Source organism: Streptomyces sp. P9-A2, assembly GCF_036634175.1.
In the GTDB taxonomy this organism is placed as follows: domain Bacteria; phylum Actinomycetota; class Actinomycetes; order Streptomycetales; family Streptomycetaceae; genus Streptomyces; species Streptomyces pratens.
Window position 1 is genome coordinate 854,529 of the sequence record NZ_JAZIFX010000001.1, and the last position, 17,021, is coordinate 871,549.

Below are 17,021 nucleotides of genomic sequence, written 5' to 3' on the forward strand. Positions count from 1 at the left end.
GTGGGCGGCGGCACCGGCCTCGCCACCTGACGCCTCACCCATGGGACCACCGCCACCCCGGACCGCGCGGGCCGACCTCCTCCTTGCCCTGGCCCGGGGGTCCACTTAATCTCACTTTGTGCCGTTAATAAACAAACTCTGCTCGCACAGCGTCGTGCCCCGCTCCGACCTCGTCCGCCTCCGCCTCGCCCTGACCCTCTTCTTCGCCCTCGACGGCTTCGTCTTCGCCGGCTGGGTCGTGCGCATTCCCGCCATCAAGGAGCAGACCGGTGCCTCCGCGAGCGCGCTGGGGCTCGCCCTGCTCGGGGTCTCCGCCGGAGCCGTCGTCACGATGATCTTCACCGGCCGGCTGTGCCGCCGCTACGGCAGTCATTCCGTCACCGTGGTCTGCGCGGTCCTGCTCTGCCTCAGCGTCGGCCTGCCGCCGCTCACCCACTCCGCGCTCGCGCTCGGCACCGTGCTCATGGTGTTCGGCGCGGCCTACGGCGGCATCAATGTCGCCTTCAACAGTGCGGCCGTCGATCTGGTGGCCGCACTGCGGCGCCCCATCATGCCGAGCTTCCACGCCGCGTTCAGCCTGGGCGGCATGGTCGGCGCGGGGCTGGGTGCCCTGGTCGCCGGTTCCCTCTCGCCCACCCGGCATCTGTGGGGACTCGCCGCCACCGGCCTGCTGGTGACCGCCGTAGCGGGACGGATGCTCATGCGGATCGAGCCGCTGGTCCCCGCTGACCGAGGGCAGGGGCGAGGACAGGCGCGGGGGAAGGCTGCCGGGCGGACCGAGCAGGGCGGACCGCGCCGACCGGACGGCCGTACTCGCACGCTGGTGATCGTCTTCGGGCTGATCGCGCTCTGCACCGCCTACGGCGAGGGGGCCCTGGCCGACTGGGGCGCGCTGCATCTGGAGGAGGACCTGGGCGCCTCGCCGGGCGCCGCGGCCCTCGGGTACTCCTGCTTCGCGCTCGCCATGACGATCGGGCGGCTCACCGGTACGACGCTGCTCGAGCGGCTGGGCAGGACCCGGACCCTGGTCGCGGGCGGCACCATCGCGACGGCCGGGATGCTGCTCGGTGCGCTCACGCCCTCACTGGAGGGAGCCCTGCTCGGCTACGCGATCACAGGCATCGGCCTCGCCAACCTCTTTCCGGTGGCCATCGAACGCGCGGGCGCGCTCGCCGGCCCTGGTGGTGTCGCCACGGCGTCCACCCTGGGGTACGGCGGCATGCTCCTCGGCCCGCCGGCGATCGGGTTCATGACGGACCGGTTCAGCCTTCCGGCTGCCCTGACCAGCGTGGCGGTGCTCGCGGCGGTGGCCACGGTGATCGGGTTCGCGACCCGCAAGGCGGTCCCGGCCTGACCAGAGGCAGCTTGCCGCACATATGACCCCACCGGCCCCGGCCGCGTACAGCAGACTCCTACTCCTCCCCATGGACGTTTCCTGGTTCGTGGGGATCCTGGACGAAGAGGGCCGGCTGCCGGCCGAATCCGCCGAGCAGGCCGGCCCGGACACCGAGGTGCCGACCTGCCCCGAGTGGCGGATGCGTGACCTGGTCCGGCACACCGAGGTGGTGCACCGGTGGGCCGCCGCCTTCGTCGCCGACGGACATGTCCCGCCCCGCCCCATGGGCGACCCTCCCGAGCTGGACGGCCCCGAACTCATGGCCTGGTACCGCGAAGGGCACCGCGGGCTCGTCGGCACTCCGTCGGGCACAGCCGCCGACATGGAAGTGCTTCACCTTTCTGCCCGGGCCCCTCTCGGCCCTTGTCTTCTGGTCCCGTCGCCAGGCGCACGAGACGACGGTGCACCGGTTCGACGCCGAGCCGACGCACGGCGGTGCTCCGGCCCCGGTCGCGACGGACTTCGCGGTGGCCGGCATCGACGAACTGCTGCGCGGCTTCCACCCACGCCGCAAGAGCCGGGTCCGTACCGAGGAGCCGCGCGTCCTGCGGGTGCGGGCCACCGATGCCGACGCGGCGTGGACCGTACGCCTGTCCCCGGAGCCGCCCGTGACCACGCGGGAGGCGGACGGGGAAGCCGAATGCGAACTGGCCGATCCGGCAGAGCAGTTGCATCTCGCGCTGTGGAACCGACTGCCGGTGCCCGCAATATCGGGTGATCCGGCCCTCGCCACGCTCTGGCGGAACACGTCCGCCGTGGTCCGGGTTCCCGCCTCCAAGCCCCGGCTCAGGGGTGCGTGAGCATCCGGGTCAGCACCGCGCGCTGAACGGGAAGCACTTCACCGTGCAGTGCGCGCCCCTTCGCCGTCAGCGAGACCCGGACGCCCCTCCGGTCCTCCGCGCACGTGCCCCGTTCGGCGAGCCCCTCCCGCTCCAGACGGACGATCAGCCGGGAGAGCGCGCTCTGGCTCAGGTGGACACGCCCGGCGATCTCCTGGACGCGGTAGGAACAGCCACGCACCGCGCTCGCGAGGATGTCCAGAACTTCGAAGTCGCTGCCGCACAGGCCGTGTTCATGTAGTGCACGGTCGAGTTCGCACTGCGTGCGGGCATGCAGGGCCAGTATGTCCCGCCACTGTTGCACGAGCGCCTTTTCGGCCTGCTTCGCCGCCATGGCCGCACCGTAGCAGGCCACCGCCCGAATCACGTACGCGCTGCGGACTCCTTGCCCTTCCGACCCCGGGGCTGTTTGACTTCGAAGGCCGAGCAGGGGACGTGAGTGGGGAGTTGCGGGTGCGGCGGACTCAGGCCGAGCGGGATGCGATCACCGTCGAGATCGGCTACGCGCTGTGCAGCGCGGCGTTCGCCGCTGTGGTCGCCTTCGGTGCCGTGGCGGGTCCGGCGCTGCTCTTCACCCTCCCGGATGCCGTCGAAGGGCTGCTGCTCGGCGCCGGGACGGTGCTTGCGCCGGTCCTCTTCCTGGTTCGGGTGGTCAGTGTACTAAGGCGGTTCCGGTCAACGGATCAGCCGAGCCAGCCCGGCCGGACCAGACCCGACTCGTAAGCCAGGACGACCGGTTGCGCCCGGTCGCGGGCGCCGAGTCTGACCATGGTGCGGCTGACGTGGGTCTTGGCGGTGAGCGGGCTGACGACCAGACGGCGGGCGATCTCCTCGTTGGTCAGGCCGATCCCGGCCAGGGCCGTCACCTCCCGTGCCCACCGTTCGCGGCGGGTCCTGGCCAGTTCCGCCACCGCGACGACGGCCACCACCCCGGCGAGGTGATCACGCCCACTCCCCCGGAAGTACGCGTCAGCGCGGGGCGGCGGAACAACGGGAGAGCCGGAGTTACGACGCCGCCGGCAGGCCGACCGAACGGGCGAGACGGTCCACCGCGTGCCGGAAGAACCTCGCACGGTCCTCCACGACCCGGTGGAAGTGCCCGAACAGTTCGAACCCGACCAGTCCGAACAGCTCGGCCCAGGCCGCCACCATCGCCACCACCACCTCCGGGGGGAGGTCGGGCGCGAGGTCGGCGGCCATCCGCTCGGCCTCCGGCCGCAGTTCGGCCGACAGGGGCGGCAGGGCCAGAGCGGAGCAGCGGTGTGCGTCCCGCAGGACGTCGAAGATGAGGAAGGCCAGGCGGGAGGCGGCCGGCACGGTGGCGTCGGGTGCCTTGTAGCCGGGGACCGGCGAACCGTAGATCAGGGCGTACTCGTGCGGGTGCCCGAGCGCCCAGGTGCGCGCGCCTTCGCACACCACGGTCCAGCGGTGGGCCGGCGGGGTGTCGGCGACCTCGTCATGGGCCGTTTCGACGGCCTCGCCGAGGGAGTCGTAGGCGTCGATGATGAGAGCGGTCAGCAGATCGTCTCGGCTGGGGAAGTACCGGTACAGGGCGGAGGACGCCATGCCGAGTTCACGGGCCACGGCTCGCAGTGAGAGCTTGGCGGCACCTTCCGCCGCGAGCTGTCTGCGGGCCTCCTCCTTGATCGCCGCGGTGACTTCGATCCTGGCCCGTGCGCGGGCGCCCTGTGCGGTGCTCATCGCATCAGTCTTCCACGAAATCAGAGCGCTGCACACAAAAGAGATTGGTGCACGCAAAAGAGATCGGCGCTCTTGCGCAACAGCAGTAAGCCGTGCAGACTTGCATCAGCAGAAAGAGAGCAGTGCTCACGAAGGGGAGCGGCGCTCTCCATTCATTCCACGTCTCTTTCGCCGCGCTACTCCGGCGACCCGACTTGTTCCCATCTGGGGGTCCTCATGTCCACGCACGTCAAGAAGCCCGGCTGGTTCACCGTCCATGTCCTCAACCGCCTCGTGGCGTGGCTGACCCGCCGCGGGCTGAGCGTCTGGGGGTCCAGGGTGCTTGCGGTCCGCGGCCGCAAGAGCGGTCAGTGGCGGACCACCCCGGTCAATCTGATGACCCTGGACGGTGCTCAGTACCTCGTCGCGCCCCGGGGCCACGTCCAGTGGACGCACAACATGCGGGCGGCCGGCGGCGGCGAACTGCACCTCGGGAAGAACGTCGAGGCCTTCACCGCGTCCGAGGTCGCCGACGACGACAAGCCGCCCCTGCTGCGCGCCTACCTCAAGCGCTGGAAGGCGGAGGTCGGCGTCTTCTTCGACGGAGTGGGCCCGGACTCCTCCGACGAGGAGCTGCGCCGCGTCGCCCCCGACCACCCGGTCTTCCGGGTCACGGTCACGGGCTGACGGACGTGCCCCCGGCCTCGGAGCCGCTTTGGGCCCCGTCCCCGGAACCGGCCCTGTCCGTGGCACCGGAGCCGCCGCCCGAAGGACGCCGCTCCAGCGCGATCATGGCGCGGTGGGCCAGCGGGTGGGTACGGACCAGCTCGCCGAGCGTCGTCGAACCGCGGGTGATGTCCCGGAAGGCGTTCCAGGCGGGGCGGAAGGTGGTGAGGACGGCGTGGAGCACCCCGGGGCGCCGCTCGAACGCGGCCAGTATCCGCTTGCCCACGCTCATCTCGGTACCGAGCCCCGCCTTGACCGCGAAGGCGTAGTTCAGCGCCTGCCGGCGTGTGTCCACGGCGTCGTGGGCCTCGGCGATGCGCACCGCCCACTCCCCCGCCAGCCGGCCCGAGCGCAGCGCGAAGGAGATGCCCTCGCGGGTCCACGGTTCCAGAAGCCCGGCGGCGTCCCCGCACACGAGCACCCGTCCGCGCGACAGCGGGGAGTCGTCCGCCCGGCACCGGGTCAAGTGGCCCGAGGAGATGCTCGGTTCGAAGCCGGCGAGACCGAGCCGCCCGATGAAGTCCTCCAAGTACCGCTTGGTCGCGGCGCCTTCACCACGCCGGGAGATCACGCCGACGGTGAGCGTGTCCCCCTTGGGGAAGACCCAGCCGTAACTGCCGGGCATCGGGCCCCAGTCGATGAGGACCCGCCCCTTCCAGTCCTCGGCGACGGTGTCCGGTACCGGGATCTCCGCCTCCAGGCCCAGGTCGACCTGGGCCACCTTGACTCCGACGTGTGCTCCTATGCGGCCGGAGCTGCCGTCCGCGCCGACCACGGCCCGCGCGAGCACTCTCTCGCCGCCCTGCAGGACAAGGGCGACCGTGCGGCGGTCCGGTACCGCCGGGCCGTGCTGCTCGACCCGCTGCACGGCGGCACCGGTGCGCACCTCGGCACCGGCCTTCTGCGCGTGCTCCACCAGCTGGTGGTCGAACTCGGGCCGGTTGATCAGCCCGAACAGCATCTGCCGGGAGCGACGGGTACGGGTGAAACGGCCGTTGAGCGAGAACGTCACCGCGTGCACCCGGTCCTTCAGCGGAAGCTCGAAGCCGGGAGGCAGGGAGTCCCGCGACGGACCGATGATGCCGCCACCACACGTTTTGTAGCGCGGCAGTTCCGCCTTCTCCAGCAACAGCACGCGCCGTCCCGCGACCGCTGCCGCGTAGGCGGCCGAGGCCCCCGCGGGCCCCGCGCCCACCACGACGACGTCCCATACCTGCCGCGCGTCGTCCGCCGAAGAGTTCTCGCTGCTCACGATGGTCTACTGCTCCCGATCCAGCCGCCTGCCTCCCCCGTGCTCTCGGCTTCACTCGAGCAGGGGGTACCCCATCTGTCCACCGCATACTACGGCGACGATCACTCGAAGCCGCTGTGGGAGGATCGTGTGGCATGGGTGCCCCGTACACCGGGCCCACCCGTGCTCCACGGTCGTCTCGCCCACGAACGTACGCACCCGTACAACGTCGCACCCACAAGGAGCGTGCCCATGTCGTCGAATCCGGTCGCCGTGACCGTCGCCTCACTGATGCCCAGGGCGAAGGAGGAGCTCGCCGAGCTGGTGGCCTTCAAGTCGGTGGCGGACTTCGGCCAGTTCCCGCGCAGCGAGAGCGAAGGCGCCGCACGCTGGGTCGCGGACGCGCTCACGGCCGAGGGGTTCCAGGACGTGGCCCTCCTCGACACCCCCGACGGCACCCAGTCGGTGTACGGCTTCCTCCCCGGCCCCGAGGGCGCCAGGACAGTGCTCCTGTACGCCCACTACGACGTGCAGCCGCCGCTGGACGAGGCCGGCTGGGACACCCCGCCGTTCGAGCTCACCGAGCGGGACGGCCGCTGGTACGGGCGCGGGGCCGCCGACTGCAAGGGCGGGGTGATCATGCACCTGCTGGCGCTGCGCGCGCTCAAGGCGAACGGCGGTGTTCCCGTCAACGTCAAGGTGATCGCCGAGGGTTCGGAGGAGCAGGGCACCGGCGGCCTGGAGCGGTACGCCGAGCAGCACCCCGAACTGCTGGCCGCCGACACTGTCGTCATCGGCGACAGCGGAAATTTCCGCGCCGGTCTGCCGACGGTGACCGCCACCCTCCGCGGTATGACGCTCGTACGACTGCGTGTCGACACCCTCGAAGGCAACCTGCACTCGGGTCAGTTCGGCGGCGCCGCGCCCGACGCCCTGGCCGCCCTGATCCACGTCCTGGGCTCGCTGCGCGCCGAGGACGGCGGCACGACCGTCGACGGGCTGGCCGGCGACAGTGCCTGGGACGGGCTGCAGTACGACGACGAGCAGTTCCGCAAGGACGCCAAGGTCCTCGACGGCGTGGAGCTGATCGGCTCCGGCACGATCGCCGACCGCGTCTGGGCCCGCCCGGCCGTCACCGTCCTCGGCATCGACTGCCCGCCGGTCGTCGGCGCGACCCCGTCCGTGCAGGCGAGCGCCCGCGCGCTGATCAGCCTGCGCGTGCCGCCGGGTGTCGACGCGGCCGAGGCGACCGAGCTGCTCCTGGCGCACCTGGAGGCGCACACGCCGTGGGGCGCGCGGGTGAGCACCGAGCACATCGGACAGGGGCAGGCGTTCCGCGCCGACACCACCAGCCCGGCCTACCGGGCCATGGCCGAGGCGATGGCGGTCGCGTACCCGGGCCAGGAGATGAGTTACGCGGGGCAGGGCGGATCCATCCCGCTGTGCAACACCCTCGCGTCCCTCTACCCGCAGGCGGAGATCCTGCTCATCGGTCTGAGTGAGCCGGAGGCGCAGATCCACGCGGTGAACGAGAGCGTCTCGCCCGACGAACTGGAACGGCTGTCGGTCACGGAGGCGCTGTTCCTGCGCAACTACGCGTCCGCGGCCGAGCCCACGGGCTGATCCCGCCCGCGCGGTACGGCTGCGGTGCGCGGCCCGGCCCGGCCCGGGAACCATGCACCGGGCCGGGCCGCGCACCGCGGACAGGTCGCGCCGGGCCGCGCGAGGTCCGGCCGGGTTCCGGACGTCAGCCGACCGGTACCCCCGCTTCCAGATACATCGCCTTCCCGCGTTCCCGTGCCCGCAGGGCGCGGCGGAGCCGTTCGTAGCGCACCGGGGGCAGCATGCCGGCGGCCTCCGTCTCGGAGACGAAGCGCCAGTCGCGGAGTTCGGGGCCGGGCAGCAGCAGCCGCGCGGCGTCGGCGGCGTGGAGACGGCCACCGTCGAAGAGCAGGCGCAGGCCGCCGTAGGCGGGCGGCGCGGGCGGTTCCCAGTCGACGACGAGCAGGGACGGCGCGTCGTCGAGGCGGATGCCGGTCTCCTCGGCGACTTCGCGCATACCCGCGCGCGCGGGCGCCTCACCGGGTTCGACGACCCCGCCGGGGAACTCCCAGCCCGGCTTGTAGGTCGGGTCGACCAGCAGCACTCTGTCGCACTCGTCGAAGAGGAGGACACCGGCGGCGACCGTCTCGGCCGTCGGCTCGGGCGTCTGTACGATGTCGCAGGCGGGTGCCTCGCCGCTGCCGACCGCCTCGACGATCCGGACGGCGGTGTCGTACGGGCTCAGCGGGCCGGTGCCGACCGGATAGGCGTCGGCGGTGAGCCAGGAGGCCAGGGCGGTTTTGTACGGCTCGATGTGGTCGTAGGACCACTGCCGGATCCGTATCTCGCCGTCCGGGAGGTCCGGCGGAACCTCCCGGCTCGCTATTCGCTCACGCAGGATCGTTTCCGCCGGAGCGAGGAGGATATGCCGGACCGGAATGCGGCGGGCCGCGAGACCGCCGAAGATCTCGTCGCGGTAGTCCTGTCTCAGCAGGGTCATGGGAACGACCAGGGTCCCGCCGAGTTCGGCGAGCATCGCCGCCGCCGTGTCGATCACGAGCCGGCGCCAGATGGGAAGGCCCTGGAAGTCGCCGACCTCGGCCAGGCGTTTGGGCGGAAGCAGATGACTGAGCGCCCCGCCGATGACTTCTGGGTCGAAGAGCGCGCTGTTCGGGATCAGTTCGATCAGTTCCCGTGCGGTCGTGGTCTTCCCCGCACCGAACGCGCCGTTGATCCAGACGATCACGGTTCCCCCTCTTCTGTTGGGCCCCCTGTGGCTTGCCCGCTCCACCCTGCCACGGAAACCAGCCCCAGTTGAGAACGCACACCGACGGCGCCGGTGCCCCTCCGGGGAGGAGCGCCGGCGCCGTCGGACGGTGGTGCGGCGGGCCCCGTCAGTCCTTGGCCTTCCGGTCGCCGTCGGCCGCGTCGGCCGGGCCGTCGTCGGTGACGGTGTGGTCGAGGGTGCTGAGTGCGTCGCCGGCGGGGAGGCCGTCGAGGCCCTCACCGAACGCATGCGACGGAGTGACCGCCGCGACGACGAAACCGGTGGCCAGGGAGGCGATGGCGAGCATGCTGCGCTTCTTCATACCGGGCTCAACGGCCGAAGCCGCCCCGGGGTCACGCACGGACACGCACGGACCTGTACGGACCCGCACGACGAGCGTGAACGCTCCTGCGGGCGCCCGTGCCCCGGCCACGGTCAGACGCCCGCCGCCGCCGGGTCCGTCCGCAGTGTCAGGGCCGCCGCCGCGGCGCCCACCAGCCCGGCGTCGGTTCCCATCCGTGCCGGCGTCACCACCAGACGCCGGACGAACGACAGCGTCGCGTACTCGGTCAGGGCCTGACGCAGGGGGGCGAAGAGGACCTCGCCCGCCTTGCCCACCCCCCCGCCGACCACGGCGATGTCGATCTCGACGAGCGTCGCGGTGGCCGCGATTCCGGCGGCCAGCGCCCGTGCGGCCCGCGCGAACGACGCCACGGCCACCGGGTCCCCGGCACGGGCGGCGATGGCCACCGCCGCGGCGGAGGTGTCGCCGTCCGGTCCGGGGAGCCAGCCGTTCGCCAGGGCTCGGCGGGCGATGTTGGGCCCACTCGCGATGCGCTCCACGCAGCCGCGCGAGCCGCACGGGCACGGGTCGCCGTCGAGGTCCACGCTGATGTGGCCGATGTGCCCCGTGTTACCGGTCGGCCCGGGGCGCAGTCGGCCGCCCAGCACGAGTCCGCCGCCGACCCCGGTCGAGACGACCATGCACAGCGCGTTGTCATGGCCGCGGGCGGCGCCCTGCCAGTGTTCGGCCGCCGCGATCGCCACACCGTCGCCGATCAGCTCCACGGGCAGTCCACCGGTCGCCGCCCGGACCCCGGCGACCAGCGGGTAGTCACGCCAGCCGGGCACGTTCACCGGACTCACCGTGCCCGCGGAGGCGTCCACGGGGCCCGCGCTGCCGATGCCGACAGCGCTCGCGTGCCCCCACAGCGGGGACGCGGTGAGCTCGCCCAGCACCGCCTCGACCGACCGCATCACGGTGTCGCCGTCCGCCTCGGCGGGCGTCGGCCGCTGGGCGCGGACCTGTATCCGGCCCTGCCCGTCCACCAGCGCACCGGCGATCTTGGTGCCGCCGATGTCGAGTGCTGCCACGAGGTCGGTGTGCATCAGTCTCGGTTCTCCCCGTCAACCATGAGAAAGGCGCTGAAACAGCCCATGCGCGGCCATGAACCGACACACGGGGCGAGCCGCACCCCGGTCTCGCGATCGTTCGCGGGCCAGGATGTGCGGTGGACAGTGTCCCTGAGCCTGACAACGTTGTCCAGGCTCTATGCTCGACGCCACATCCTCATACAACCCCATGGATCCACACAGCCCGTGGTCGACAGAACAGGACACCGCACCGTGCCGGAGACATCCCACCGCGCCCATCGCCTCTCAGGGTCCCGTTACGGCAACCGTCCGACCATGAAGGACGTGGCGGCCCGTGCCGGAGTCGGCCTGAAGACGGTCTCGCGGGTGGTCAACGGCGAACCCGGGGTCACGCCGGAGACGGAGCGCCGGGTGCAGGAGTCCATCGAGGCCCTCGGTTTCCGCCGCAACGACAGCGCGCGGGTACTGCGCAAGGGCCGTACCGCCAGTGTCGGCCTGGTGCTGGAGGATCTCGCGGACCCGTTCTACGGTCCGCTGAGCCGGGCGGTCGAGGAGGTCGCCCGCGCACACGGCGCGCTGCTGATCAACGGTTCCAGCGCGGAGGACGCCGACCGCGAGCAGGAGCTGGTGCTGGCGCTGTGCGCCCGCCGGGTGGACGGCCTGGTGGTGATTCCGGCCGGTGACGACCACCGGTATCTCGAGCCGGAGCTGAGGGCGGGCGTCGCCACGGTCTTCGTGGACCGGCCGGCGGGCCGGATAGACGCCGACGTCGTCGTGTCGGACAACTACGGCGGTGCCCGTGACGGCGTGGCCCACCTCATCGCCCACGGGCACCGCAGGATCGGTTTCATCGGTGACATGCCCGGTATCCACACCGCGTCCGAACGGCTGCGCGGCTATCGCGCCGCCATGGAGGACGCGGGCATACCGGTGGAGGACGCCTGGATGTCCCTGGGGGTCACCGACCCCGAGCGGGTGCGCCGGGCCACCGAGGAGATGCTGTCCCGCCCGGATCCGGTCACGGCTGTCTTCACGGGCAACAACCGGGTGACGGTCACCGTGATCCGGGTCCTGAGCGAGCGGTCCCGCCCTGTGGCGCTCGTCGGCTTCGACGACATCGAGCTCGCCGATCTGCTCCGGCCGGGGCTCACGGTCGTCGCCCAGGATTCCGCGGCCCTCGGCCGGACCGCCGCCGAACGCCTCTTCCGTCAGCTGGACGGCACCCTGCTCGCCCCCGAGCGGATCGAGCTGCCGACCAAGTTGATCACGCGCGGCTCGGGCGAGCTGCCCCCGGCGGACTGAGCGCCCGTGTTCCCGAGGATCCGAACGGAGGGCGCGCCGCGCAGGCGACCGCCCCCGCTGCTCGAGTGACCGCGTACACCGCGCGGAGGGCGCGGGCCGTACGCTGCGGGCGCTGGGCCTGGCCGAGGCGCCGCGCGAGCATCCATTGCGGTATCCCCGGGTGCGTGTCCGCGGGAGTCCGGGCTGCCGGCCGGGGACCGGCTGCTGCCGCTGGACCACCTGGTCCACGAGGACCGGGCCCCTCCCGGCCGACTGCGTTACAAGATGGACCGGCAGGGCCCGCGCCGATCCGGCGCTCCGCGCGCGGGGCACCGGAGTGTCCGCCGAGGAACGTCCGGTGACGGCGTCGGGTCCGGAGCGGTGCGTACGCCCCGGCGGACGGGAAGTCCGGGCGCCGGCCCGGCGTTGCCGCCGCCCCTCACGTGGACGACGCGAACGCGCCGGTCGCCCTGGAGCATTGTGGAAGGCGGTTCCCGCACGACTGTTCCGCAGAGGTGGCCGGCTACGGCGCGGAGGCCGTCGGGCCACCGCGGCGCGGGGACGCGAAGCCCTCCAGGTCGGCGCGGGTCAGACCGGTCGCCCGTGCCACCTCGGCATGGTCCAGGGCGCCGCAGTCCAGGCCGCGCAGCAGGTGGCCGGCGAGGGCCTTGGCGGTGGCGGGCTCGTCCATGACGTCGCCGGCGGTCCGGGCGGCGTACCGGGCGAGCCGGGCGGCGGCCTGTTCGAAACTCTCGCGGTAGAAGGCGAAGACGGCCGCGTAGCGGGTGGGCAGATGCCCGGGGTGCATGTCCCAGCCCTGGTAGTAGGCGCGGGCCAGGGCCCGGCGGGTGAGGCCGTGGTGCAGTCTCCAGGCGGCGTGGACCTGCTCGGTCGGGCCGACGGGCAGGACGTTGGTGGAGCCGTCCGAGACGCGTACGCCGGTGCCCGCGGCGGCGACCTGCATGACGGCCTTGGCATGGTCGGCGGCCGGATGGTCACCGGCCTGGTGTGCGGCGGAGATGCCGAGACAGGCGCTGTAGTCGAAGGTGCCGTAGTGCAGCCCTGTGGCACGCCCTTCGGCGGCCTGGATCATCCGGGCGACGGTGGCGGTGCCGTCGGCGGCGAGAACGGCCTGGCTGGTCTCGATCTGGATCTCGAAGCCGAGCCGGCCGGGTTCCAGGCCGCGCGCCCCCTCGAATGCCCCGAGGAGCCGCACCATGGCGGTGATCTGCTCGGGGGAGGTGACCTTGGGCAGCGTCAGCACCAGTCCTGCGGGCAGCGGGCCGGCCTCGGCCAGGCCGGTGAGGAAGATGTCGAGGGTGCGGATGCCCCGGTCTCGCACCGCGGCCTCCAGGCACTTCATCCGGATACCCGTGTACGGGGCCGCCGTGCCGTCCCGGTACGCCTCGGCGACCAGCCGCGCGGCGCGGGCGGCGGCCTCGTCCTCCTCGGCGTCGGGGCGGTTGCCGTAGCCGTCCTCGAAGTCGACGCGCAGGTCCTCCACGGGTTCGCGCTCCAGCTTGGCGCGGACGCGGCCGTACACCGCCTCGGCCAGCGCGGGGTCCAGCCCGAGGACGGCGGCGAACGAGGCGGCGTCCGGAGCGTGTTCGTCGAGAGCGGCCAGGGCCTGGTCGCCCCAGGAGCGGAGAGTGCCTGCGGTGAAGGCGTCGCCGGGGACGTAGACGGTGTGGACGGGCTGACGGGTGCCGGGGTCTCCGGGGTAGCGGCGCTCCAGCTCGGCGTCGACCGGCGCCAGGAAGGCGCCGATCTCCGCGCCGACGGCATCCGCGATACTCGTGGCCACCTGTTCCCGCCGGCCCTGGCTCATCCGCGCCCTCCAGATTCTTCACGCCCCGGGACACGCCCGCTCCGTACTTCCCGCGACACGGAATCAACAATCTGTTGAACGAAGCTATCGGGCGGCCTTCGCGCCGGGCAACATCGCCTCGGCCCCCTCCCGCATCCCGGCCCTCTCCGCCCTCTCGGCATGCCCACGTCCATATGGCACCGTCTGACACGGAACCACGCACCGCCCGGCACCGCACCACCTCGCGCCACCCGCACACCGACGTACGCCCGGCTCTCCCGGACACCGCCGCGCAGCACCAGCTAAGGAGCTCCTGTGCCGAACCACAGCCGCGTCACGCGCCGCCTGGGACTGAAGACCGCGCTCGCCGCCTCCGTTGCCCTTCCGCTCTCCAGTACGGCACTGCCTCCCGGGCCCGCCTCGGCCCGGGAAGGCCGGGAAGGCCGGGAAGGCCGGGAAGGCCGGGAAGGCCGGGAAGGCCGGGAAGGCCAGAACCGCCAGGGCGGGCCGCTCGAGGTCATGTCGTTCAACCTGCGCTTCGCCAGTACCGCGGAGCCCCACAGCTGGGCCGCCCGCAGACCCGTGATGCGCCGGCTGCTGCGCCGCGAGCAGCCGCATGTCATCGGCACCCAGGAGGGCCTCCACCAGCAACTGCGCGACATCGGGGCGGATCTGGGGCCGTCCTACGACTGGATCGGCACCGGCCGGGCGGGCGGCAGCCGCGACGAGTTCATGGGAATCCTCTACGACACCCGCCGGCTCGCCCCCCTGGAGTACGACCACTTCTGGCTCTCCGACACGCCGTACCTGATCGCCTCGAACACCTGGGGCAACGCCCACATCCGCATGGTCACCTGGGTCCGCTTTTGCGATCTGCGCGCCGGTGACCGGGAGTTCTACGTGCTCAATACCCATCTGGACAACGCGAGCCAGTACGCGCGCGAGCGGGCCGCTGCCCTGGTCGCCGAGCGCGTCACCGGGCTGGCCCGCTCCCTGCCCGTGATCGTGACGGGGGACTTCAACGTCGCCGCCCACGGGAACCCGGTGTACGACACGGTGCTGGGCGCCGGTCTCGTCGACACCTGGGACGCGGCGGCCGAGCGGGGCGAGGCGTACGGGACGTTCCACGGCTACGGGCCGCTGGTGCCGGGCGGTGCCCGTATCGACTGGGTCCTGGCCACGCCCGACCTCACGGTGCACCGCGCTTCGGTCAACACCTACGCCCCGGAAGGCCGGTTCCCGAGCGACCACCTGCCGGTGCAGGCGTCGCTCACCCTGTGACGGCCGGGGCGGCCGGGGCGAGCGCCCGTTCCGGGACGGGCGAAGGCCCCCACGACCGCGCCGGACGCGGTCGTGGGGGCCCCGGGCCCGTACGGCCCTGAGGGGATCAGCCCTTGCGGGTCTTGATCTCCTCGGTGAGCTGCGGGACGACGTCGAACAGGTCGCCGACGACGCCGTAGTCGACCAGGTCGAAGATCGGAGCCTCGGCGTCCTTGTTGACCGCCACGATCGTCTTCGAGGTCTGCATGCCCGCGCGGTGCTGGATCGCCCCGGAGATGCCGGAGGCGATGTACAGCTGCGGGGAGACGCTCTTGCCGGTCTGGCCGACCTGGCTGGTGTGCGGGTACCAGCCGGCGTCGACCGCGGCACGCGAGGCGCCCACGGCCGCGCCGAGGGAGTCGGCGAGCGCCTCGATGACCGCGAAGTTCTCCGCGCCGTTGACGCCACGGCCACCGGAGACCACGATCGCGGCCTCGGTCAGCTCGGGGCGGCCGGTCGACTCGCGCGGGGTGCGGCCGGTGACCTTGGTGCCCCTCGCCTGCTCGGAGAACGACACGGACAGGGCCTCGACCGCGCCGGCGGCCGGGGCGGTCTCCACGGCGGCCGAGTTCGGCTTGACCGTGATGACCGGGGTGCCCTTGGAGACACGGGACTTGGTGGTGTAGGCGGCGGCGAACACCGACTGCGTGGCCACCGGGCCCTCGTCGCCGGCCTCGAGGTCGACGGCGTCGATGATGACGCCGGAGCCCAGGCGCAGCGCCAGACGGGCGGCGATCTCCTTGCCCTCGGCGGAGGAGGGGATGAGAACGGCGGCCGGGGAGACGGCCTCGTGGGCGGCCTGGAGGGCGTCCACCTTCGGTACGACCAGGTAGTCGGCGTACTCGGCGGCCTCGTGGGTCAGGACCTTCACCGCGCCGTGCTCGGCCAGGGCGGCGGCGGTGCCGGCGGCGCCGTTGCCCAGCGCGACGGCGACCGGCTCGCCGATGCGGCGGGCCAGCGTCAACAGCTCCAGGGTCGGCTTGCGGACGGCGCCGTCCGCGTGGTCGACGTAGACGAGAACTTCAGCCATGGGACTTCTTCTCTCCTGCTTGCGAGATGTGAGGGGCGGTCGGCGAATCCGGGGCTCAGATGAACTTCTGGCCCGCGAGGAACTCGGCGAGCTGCTTGCCGCCCTCGCCCTCGTCCTTGACGATCGTGCCCGCGGTGCGGGCCGGGCGCTCGGTCGCGGAGTCGACCACGGTGTAGGCGCCCTGGAGGCCGACCTCCTCCGCCTCGAGGTCGAGGTCGGACAGGTCCCAGGACTGAACCGGCTTCTTCTTCGCCGCCATGATGCCCTTGAAGGACGGGTAACGCGCCTCGCCCGACTGGTCGGTGACCGACACGACCGCCGGCAGGGGCGCCTCGAGCTGCTCGGAGGCGGCGTCGCCGTCACGGCGGCCCTTGACCGTGCCGTCCTCGACCGAGACCTCCGACAGGAGCGTCACCTGCGGCACGCCCAGGCGCTCCGCGAGCAGCGCCGGCACGACACCCATAACGCCGTCGGTGGAGGCCATGCCGGAGATGATCAGGTCGTAGCCGGCCTTCTCGACGGCCTTGGCCAGGACCAGGGAGGTACCGATGGCATCGGTACCGTGCAGGTCGTCGTCCTCGACGTGGATCGCCTTGTCGGCGCCCATGGACAGCGCCTTGCGCAGCGCGTCCTTGGCGTCCTCGGGGCCCACCGTCAGGACGGTGATCTCCACGTCGTCGTCGGAGTTCTCCGAGATCTGCAGCGCCTGCTCGACCGCGTACTCGTCCAGCTCGGAGAGCAGACCGTCCACATCGTCGCGGTCGACGGTCAGGTCATCGGCGAAGTGCCTGTCGCCAGTGGCGTCGGGCACGTACTTCACTGTGACAACGATCCTCAAGCTCACGCCGGCTCTCCTACTGCAATCGTCATTTCTGGCTGCCTGCCTTCAGGCAGCATAGGCGCCTCAAACGGCCGTTCCCGATCGGGGCGATCCACGGTTCCGAGCAAAATATTACTCGCCAGTACACCTAGTTCATTCCCGCTGAGCAAGCGCTTCGAACTGTGACCTTCGCAACGCAGCGTAACCGGAACTCGACCGGCATGCAGCAGCGGTCGCCCCGGGGCCGGTCACGCGGGACGTGGAAACGTCCCCGCCGGTGAAGGGTGAAGGAGGAGAGGGCGGCCCGCCCCGTCATACGGCCTCGCCGAGCGCGGCGATCACATCGGCCTTGCGCGGCTGGCCGGTGGCGCGCCGGACGATGGTGCCGTCGGCGTCGAGGACCAGCACGGTGGGAGTCTTCAGGATGTCCAGCCGACGCACGAGGTCCAGGTGGGCCTCGGCGTCGATCTCCACGTGGGCCACACCGGGAATCAGGCCGACCACCTCGCCGAGCACCCGCCTGGTCGCCCGGCAGGGCGCGCAGAACGCGCTGGAGAACTGGACGAGGGTGGCTCGTTCGCCGAGGTCCGCCCCGAGTTCCGTGCCCCTCAGCCGCTTGCCGTCGTCCCGCCCTCGCACCCGTGCTCTCCCGCTCCGCCGCCGTTGTACGGCACTCCGAAGGTGCTCGCCGCCGCGAGCACCGGCACA

15 protein-coding genes and 3 pseudogenes are annotated in these 17,021 nt (G+C 72.1%); 7 read left to right on the forward strand and 11 right to left on the reverse strand.

From position 1 onward, the window contains the following. Window positions 1-154 precede the first annotated feature (154 nt). Window positions 155-1,354 carry an MFS transporter gene (locus V4Y04_RS03765; protein ID WP_332425832.1) on the forward strand — a complete coding sequence of 400 codons (1,200 nt, stop codon included), beginning with the start codon at window positions 155-157 and terminating at the stop codon, window positions 1,352-1,354. A 70-nt stretch (window positions 1,355-1,424) separates the two neighbouring features. Continuing rightward, window positions 1,425-2,196 (forward strand): annotated as a pseudogene (locus tag V4Y04_RS03770) (maleylpyruvate isomerase family mycothiol-dependent enzyme). Here the strand turns inward: V4Y04_RS03770 and V4Y04_RS03775 are convergent. After that, a complete protein-coding gene (locus tag V4Y04_RS03775; RefSeq protein WP_332425834.1) occupies window positions 2,183-2,569 on the reverse strand; it encodes a MarR family winged helix-turn-helix transcriptional regulator in 387 nt (128 codons plus the stop codon). The pseudogene V4Y04_RS03770 and the gene V4Y04_RS03775 overlap by 14 nt on opposite strands. Before the next feature lie 119 nt (window positions 2,570-2,688). Here V4Y04_RS03775 and V4Y04_RS03780 point away from each other — a divergent pair, with 119 nt between their 5' ends. Next, window positions 2,689-2,958 carry a DUF6332 family protein gene (locus V4Y04_RS03780; RefSeq protein ID WP_332425835.1) on the forward strand — a complete coding sequence of 90 codons (270 nt, stop codon included), beginning with the start codon at window positions 2,689-2,691 and terminating at the stop codon, window positions 2,956-2,958. Here the strand turns inward: V4Y04_RS03780 and V4Y04_RS03785 are convergent. Beyond that, window positions 2,919-3,158 (reverse strand): annotated as a pseudogene (locus V4Y04_RS03785) (response regulator transcription factor); the annotation flags it as partial. The gene V4Y04_RS03780 and the pseudogene V4Y04_RS03785 overlap by 40 nt on opposite strands. A gap of 82 nt (window positions 3,159-3,240) precedes the next feature. Then, complete coding sequence (locus V4Y04_RS03790; RefSeq protein WP_332425836.1) at window positions 3,241-3,936, reverse strand: TetR/AcrR family transcriptional regulator; 696 nt, start codon at window positions 3,934-3,936, stop codon at window positions 3,241-3,243. Between the two features lie 216 nt (window positions 3,937-4,152). On the opposite strand from V4Y04_RS03790, the gene V4Y04_RS03795 reads away from it, so the two are divergent. Beyond that, a complete protein-coding gene (locus tag V4Y04_RS03795; protein WP_332425838.1) occupies window positions 4,153-4,602 on the forward strand; it encodes a nitroreductase family deazaflavin-dependent oxidoreductase in 450 nt (149 codons plus the stop codon). Here V4Y04_RS03795 and V4Y04_RS03800 read toward each other — a convergent pair. Beyond that, window positions 4,592-5,893 (reverse strand): geranylgeranyl reductase family protein, encoded by a 1,302-nt coding sequence (locus tag V4Y04_RS03800; RefSeq protein WP_332425839.1) that lies wholly within the window; start codon window positions 5,891-5,893, stop codon window positions 4,592-4,594. The genes V4Y04_RS03795 and V4Y04_RS03800 overlap by 11 nt on opposite strands. Before the next feature lie 231 nt (window positions 5,894-6,124). Here V4Y04_RS03800 and V4Y04_RS03805 point away from each other — a divergent pair, with 231 nt between their 5' ends. Then, on the forward strand, window positions 6,125-7,495 hold the full coding sequence (locus V4Y04_RS03805) for a dipeptidase (RefSeq protein WP_332425840.1): 1,371 nt from the start codon (window positions 6,125-6,127) through the stop codon (window positions 7,493-7,495). A gap of 124 nt (window positions 7,496-7,619) precedes the next feature. Here the strand turns inward: V4Y04_RS03805 and V4Y04_RS03810 are convergent, their stop codons facing one another. From V4Y04_RS03810 to V4Y04_RS03820, 3 genes are all read right to left on the reverse strand, one after another. Continuing rightward, window positions 7,620-8,660, reverse strand: coding sequence for an NUDIX hydrolase (locus V4Y04_RS03810; protein ID WP_332425841.1), 1,041 nt, complete (start codon window positions 8,658-8,660; stop codon window positions 7,620-7,622). A gap of 148 nt (window positions 8,661-8,808) precedes the next feature. After that, window positions 8,809-9,003: a hypothetical protein gene (locus tag V4Y04_RS03815; RefSeq protein ID WP_332425842.1), complete on the reverse strand. Its 195-nt coding sequence runs from the start codon at window positions 9,001-9,003 to the stop codon at window positions 8,809-8,811. A 113-nt stretch (window positions 9,004-9,116) separates the two neighbouring features. Continuing rightward, complete coding sequence (locus tag V4Y04_RS03820; protein ID WP_332425843.1) at window positions 9,117-10,070, reverse strand: ROK family protein; 954 nt, start codon at window positions 10,068-10,070, stop codon at window positions 9,117-9,119. Window positions 10,071-10,307: 237 nt separating this feature from the next. On the opposite strand from V4Y04_RS03820, the gene V4Y04_RS03825 reads away from it, so the two are divergent. Then, on the forward strand, window positions 10,308-11,357 hold the full coding sequence (locus V4Y04_RS03825; protein WP_332425846.1) for a LacI family DNA-binding transcriptional regulator: 1,050 nt from the start codon (window positions 10,308-10,310) through the stop codon (window positions 11,355-11,357). Between the two features lie 502 nt (window positions 11,358-11,859). Here the strand turns inward: V4Y04_RS03825 and V4Y04_RS03830 are convergent. Further along, on the reverse strand, window positions 11,860-13,164 hold the full coding sequence (locus V4Y04_RS03830) for a DUF6986 family protein (protein WP_332425848.1): 1,305 nt from the start codon (window positions 13,162-13,164) through the stop codon (window positions 11,860-11,862). A 294-nt stretch (window positions 13,165-13,458) separates the two neighbouring features. Here V4Y04_RS03830 and V4Y04_RS03835 point away from each other — a divergent pair, with 294 nt between their 5' ends. Beyond that, window positions 13,459-14,424, forward strand: a complete 966-nt coding sequence (locus tag V4Y04_RS03835) for an endonuclease/exonuclease/phosphatase family protein (protein ID WP_332425849.1) — start codon at window positions 13,459-13,461, stop codon at window positions 14,422-14,424. Between the two features lie 106 nt (window positions 14,425-14,530). Here V4Y04_RS03835 and V4Y04_RS03840 read toward each other — a convergent pair whose 3' ends face one another. The 3 genes and pseudogenes from V4Y04_RS03840 to V4Y04_RS03850 all read right to left on the reverse strand — a co-directional run bounded on the left by V4Y04_RS03840 (window position 14,531) and on the right by V4Y04_RS03850 (window position 17,014). Further along, window positions 14,531-15,493, reverse strand: a complete 963-nt coding sequence (locus V4Y04_RS03840; RefSeq protein ID WP_332425850.1) for an electron transfer flavoprotein subunit alpha/FixB family protein — start codon at window positions 15,491-15,493, stop codon at window positions 14,531-14,533. Window positions 15,494-15,548: 55 nt separating this feature from the next. Next, window positions 15,549-16,337: an electron transfer flavoprotein subunit beta/FixA family protein gene (locus tag V4Y04_RS03845; RefSeq protein WP_332425852.1), complete on the reverse strand. Its 789-nt coding sequence runs from the start codon at window positions 16,335-16,337 to the stop codon at window positions 15,549-15,551. A gap of 288 nt (window positions 16,338-16,625) precedes the next feature. Next, a pseudogene (locus V4Y04_RS03850) lies at window positions 16,626-17,014 on the reverse strand (TlpA family protein disulfide reductase). Window positions 17,015-17,021: the final 7 nt, after the last annotated feature.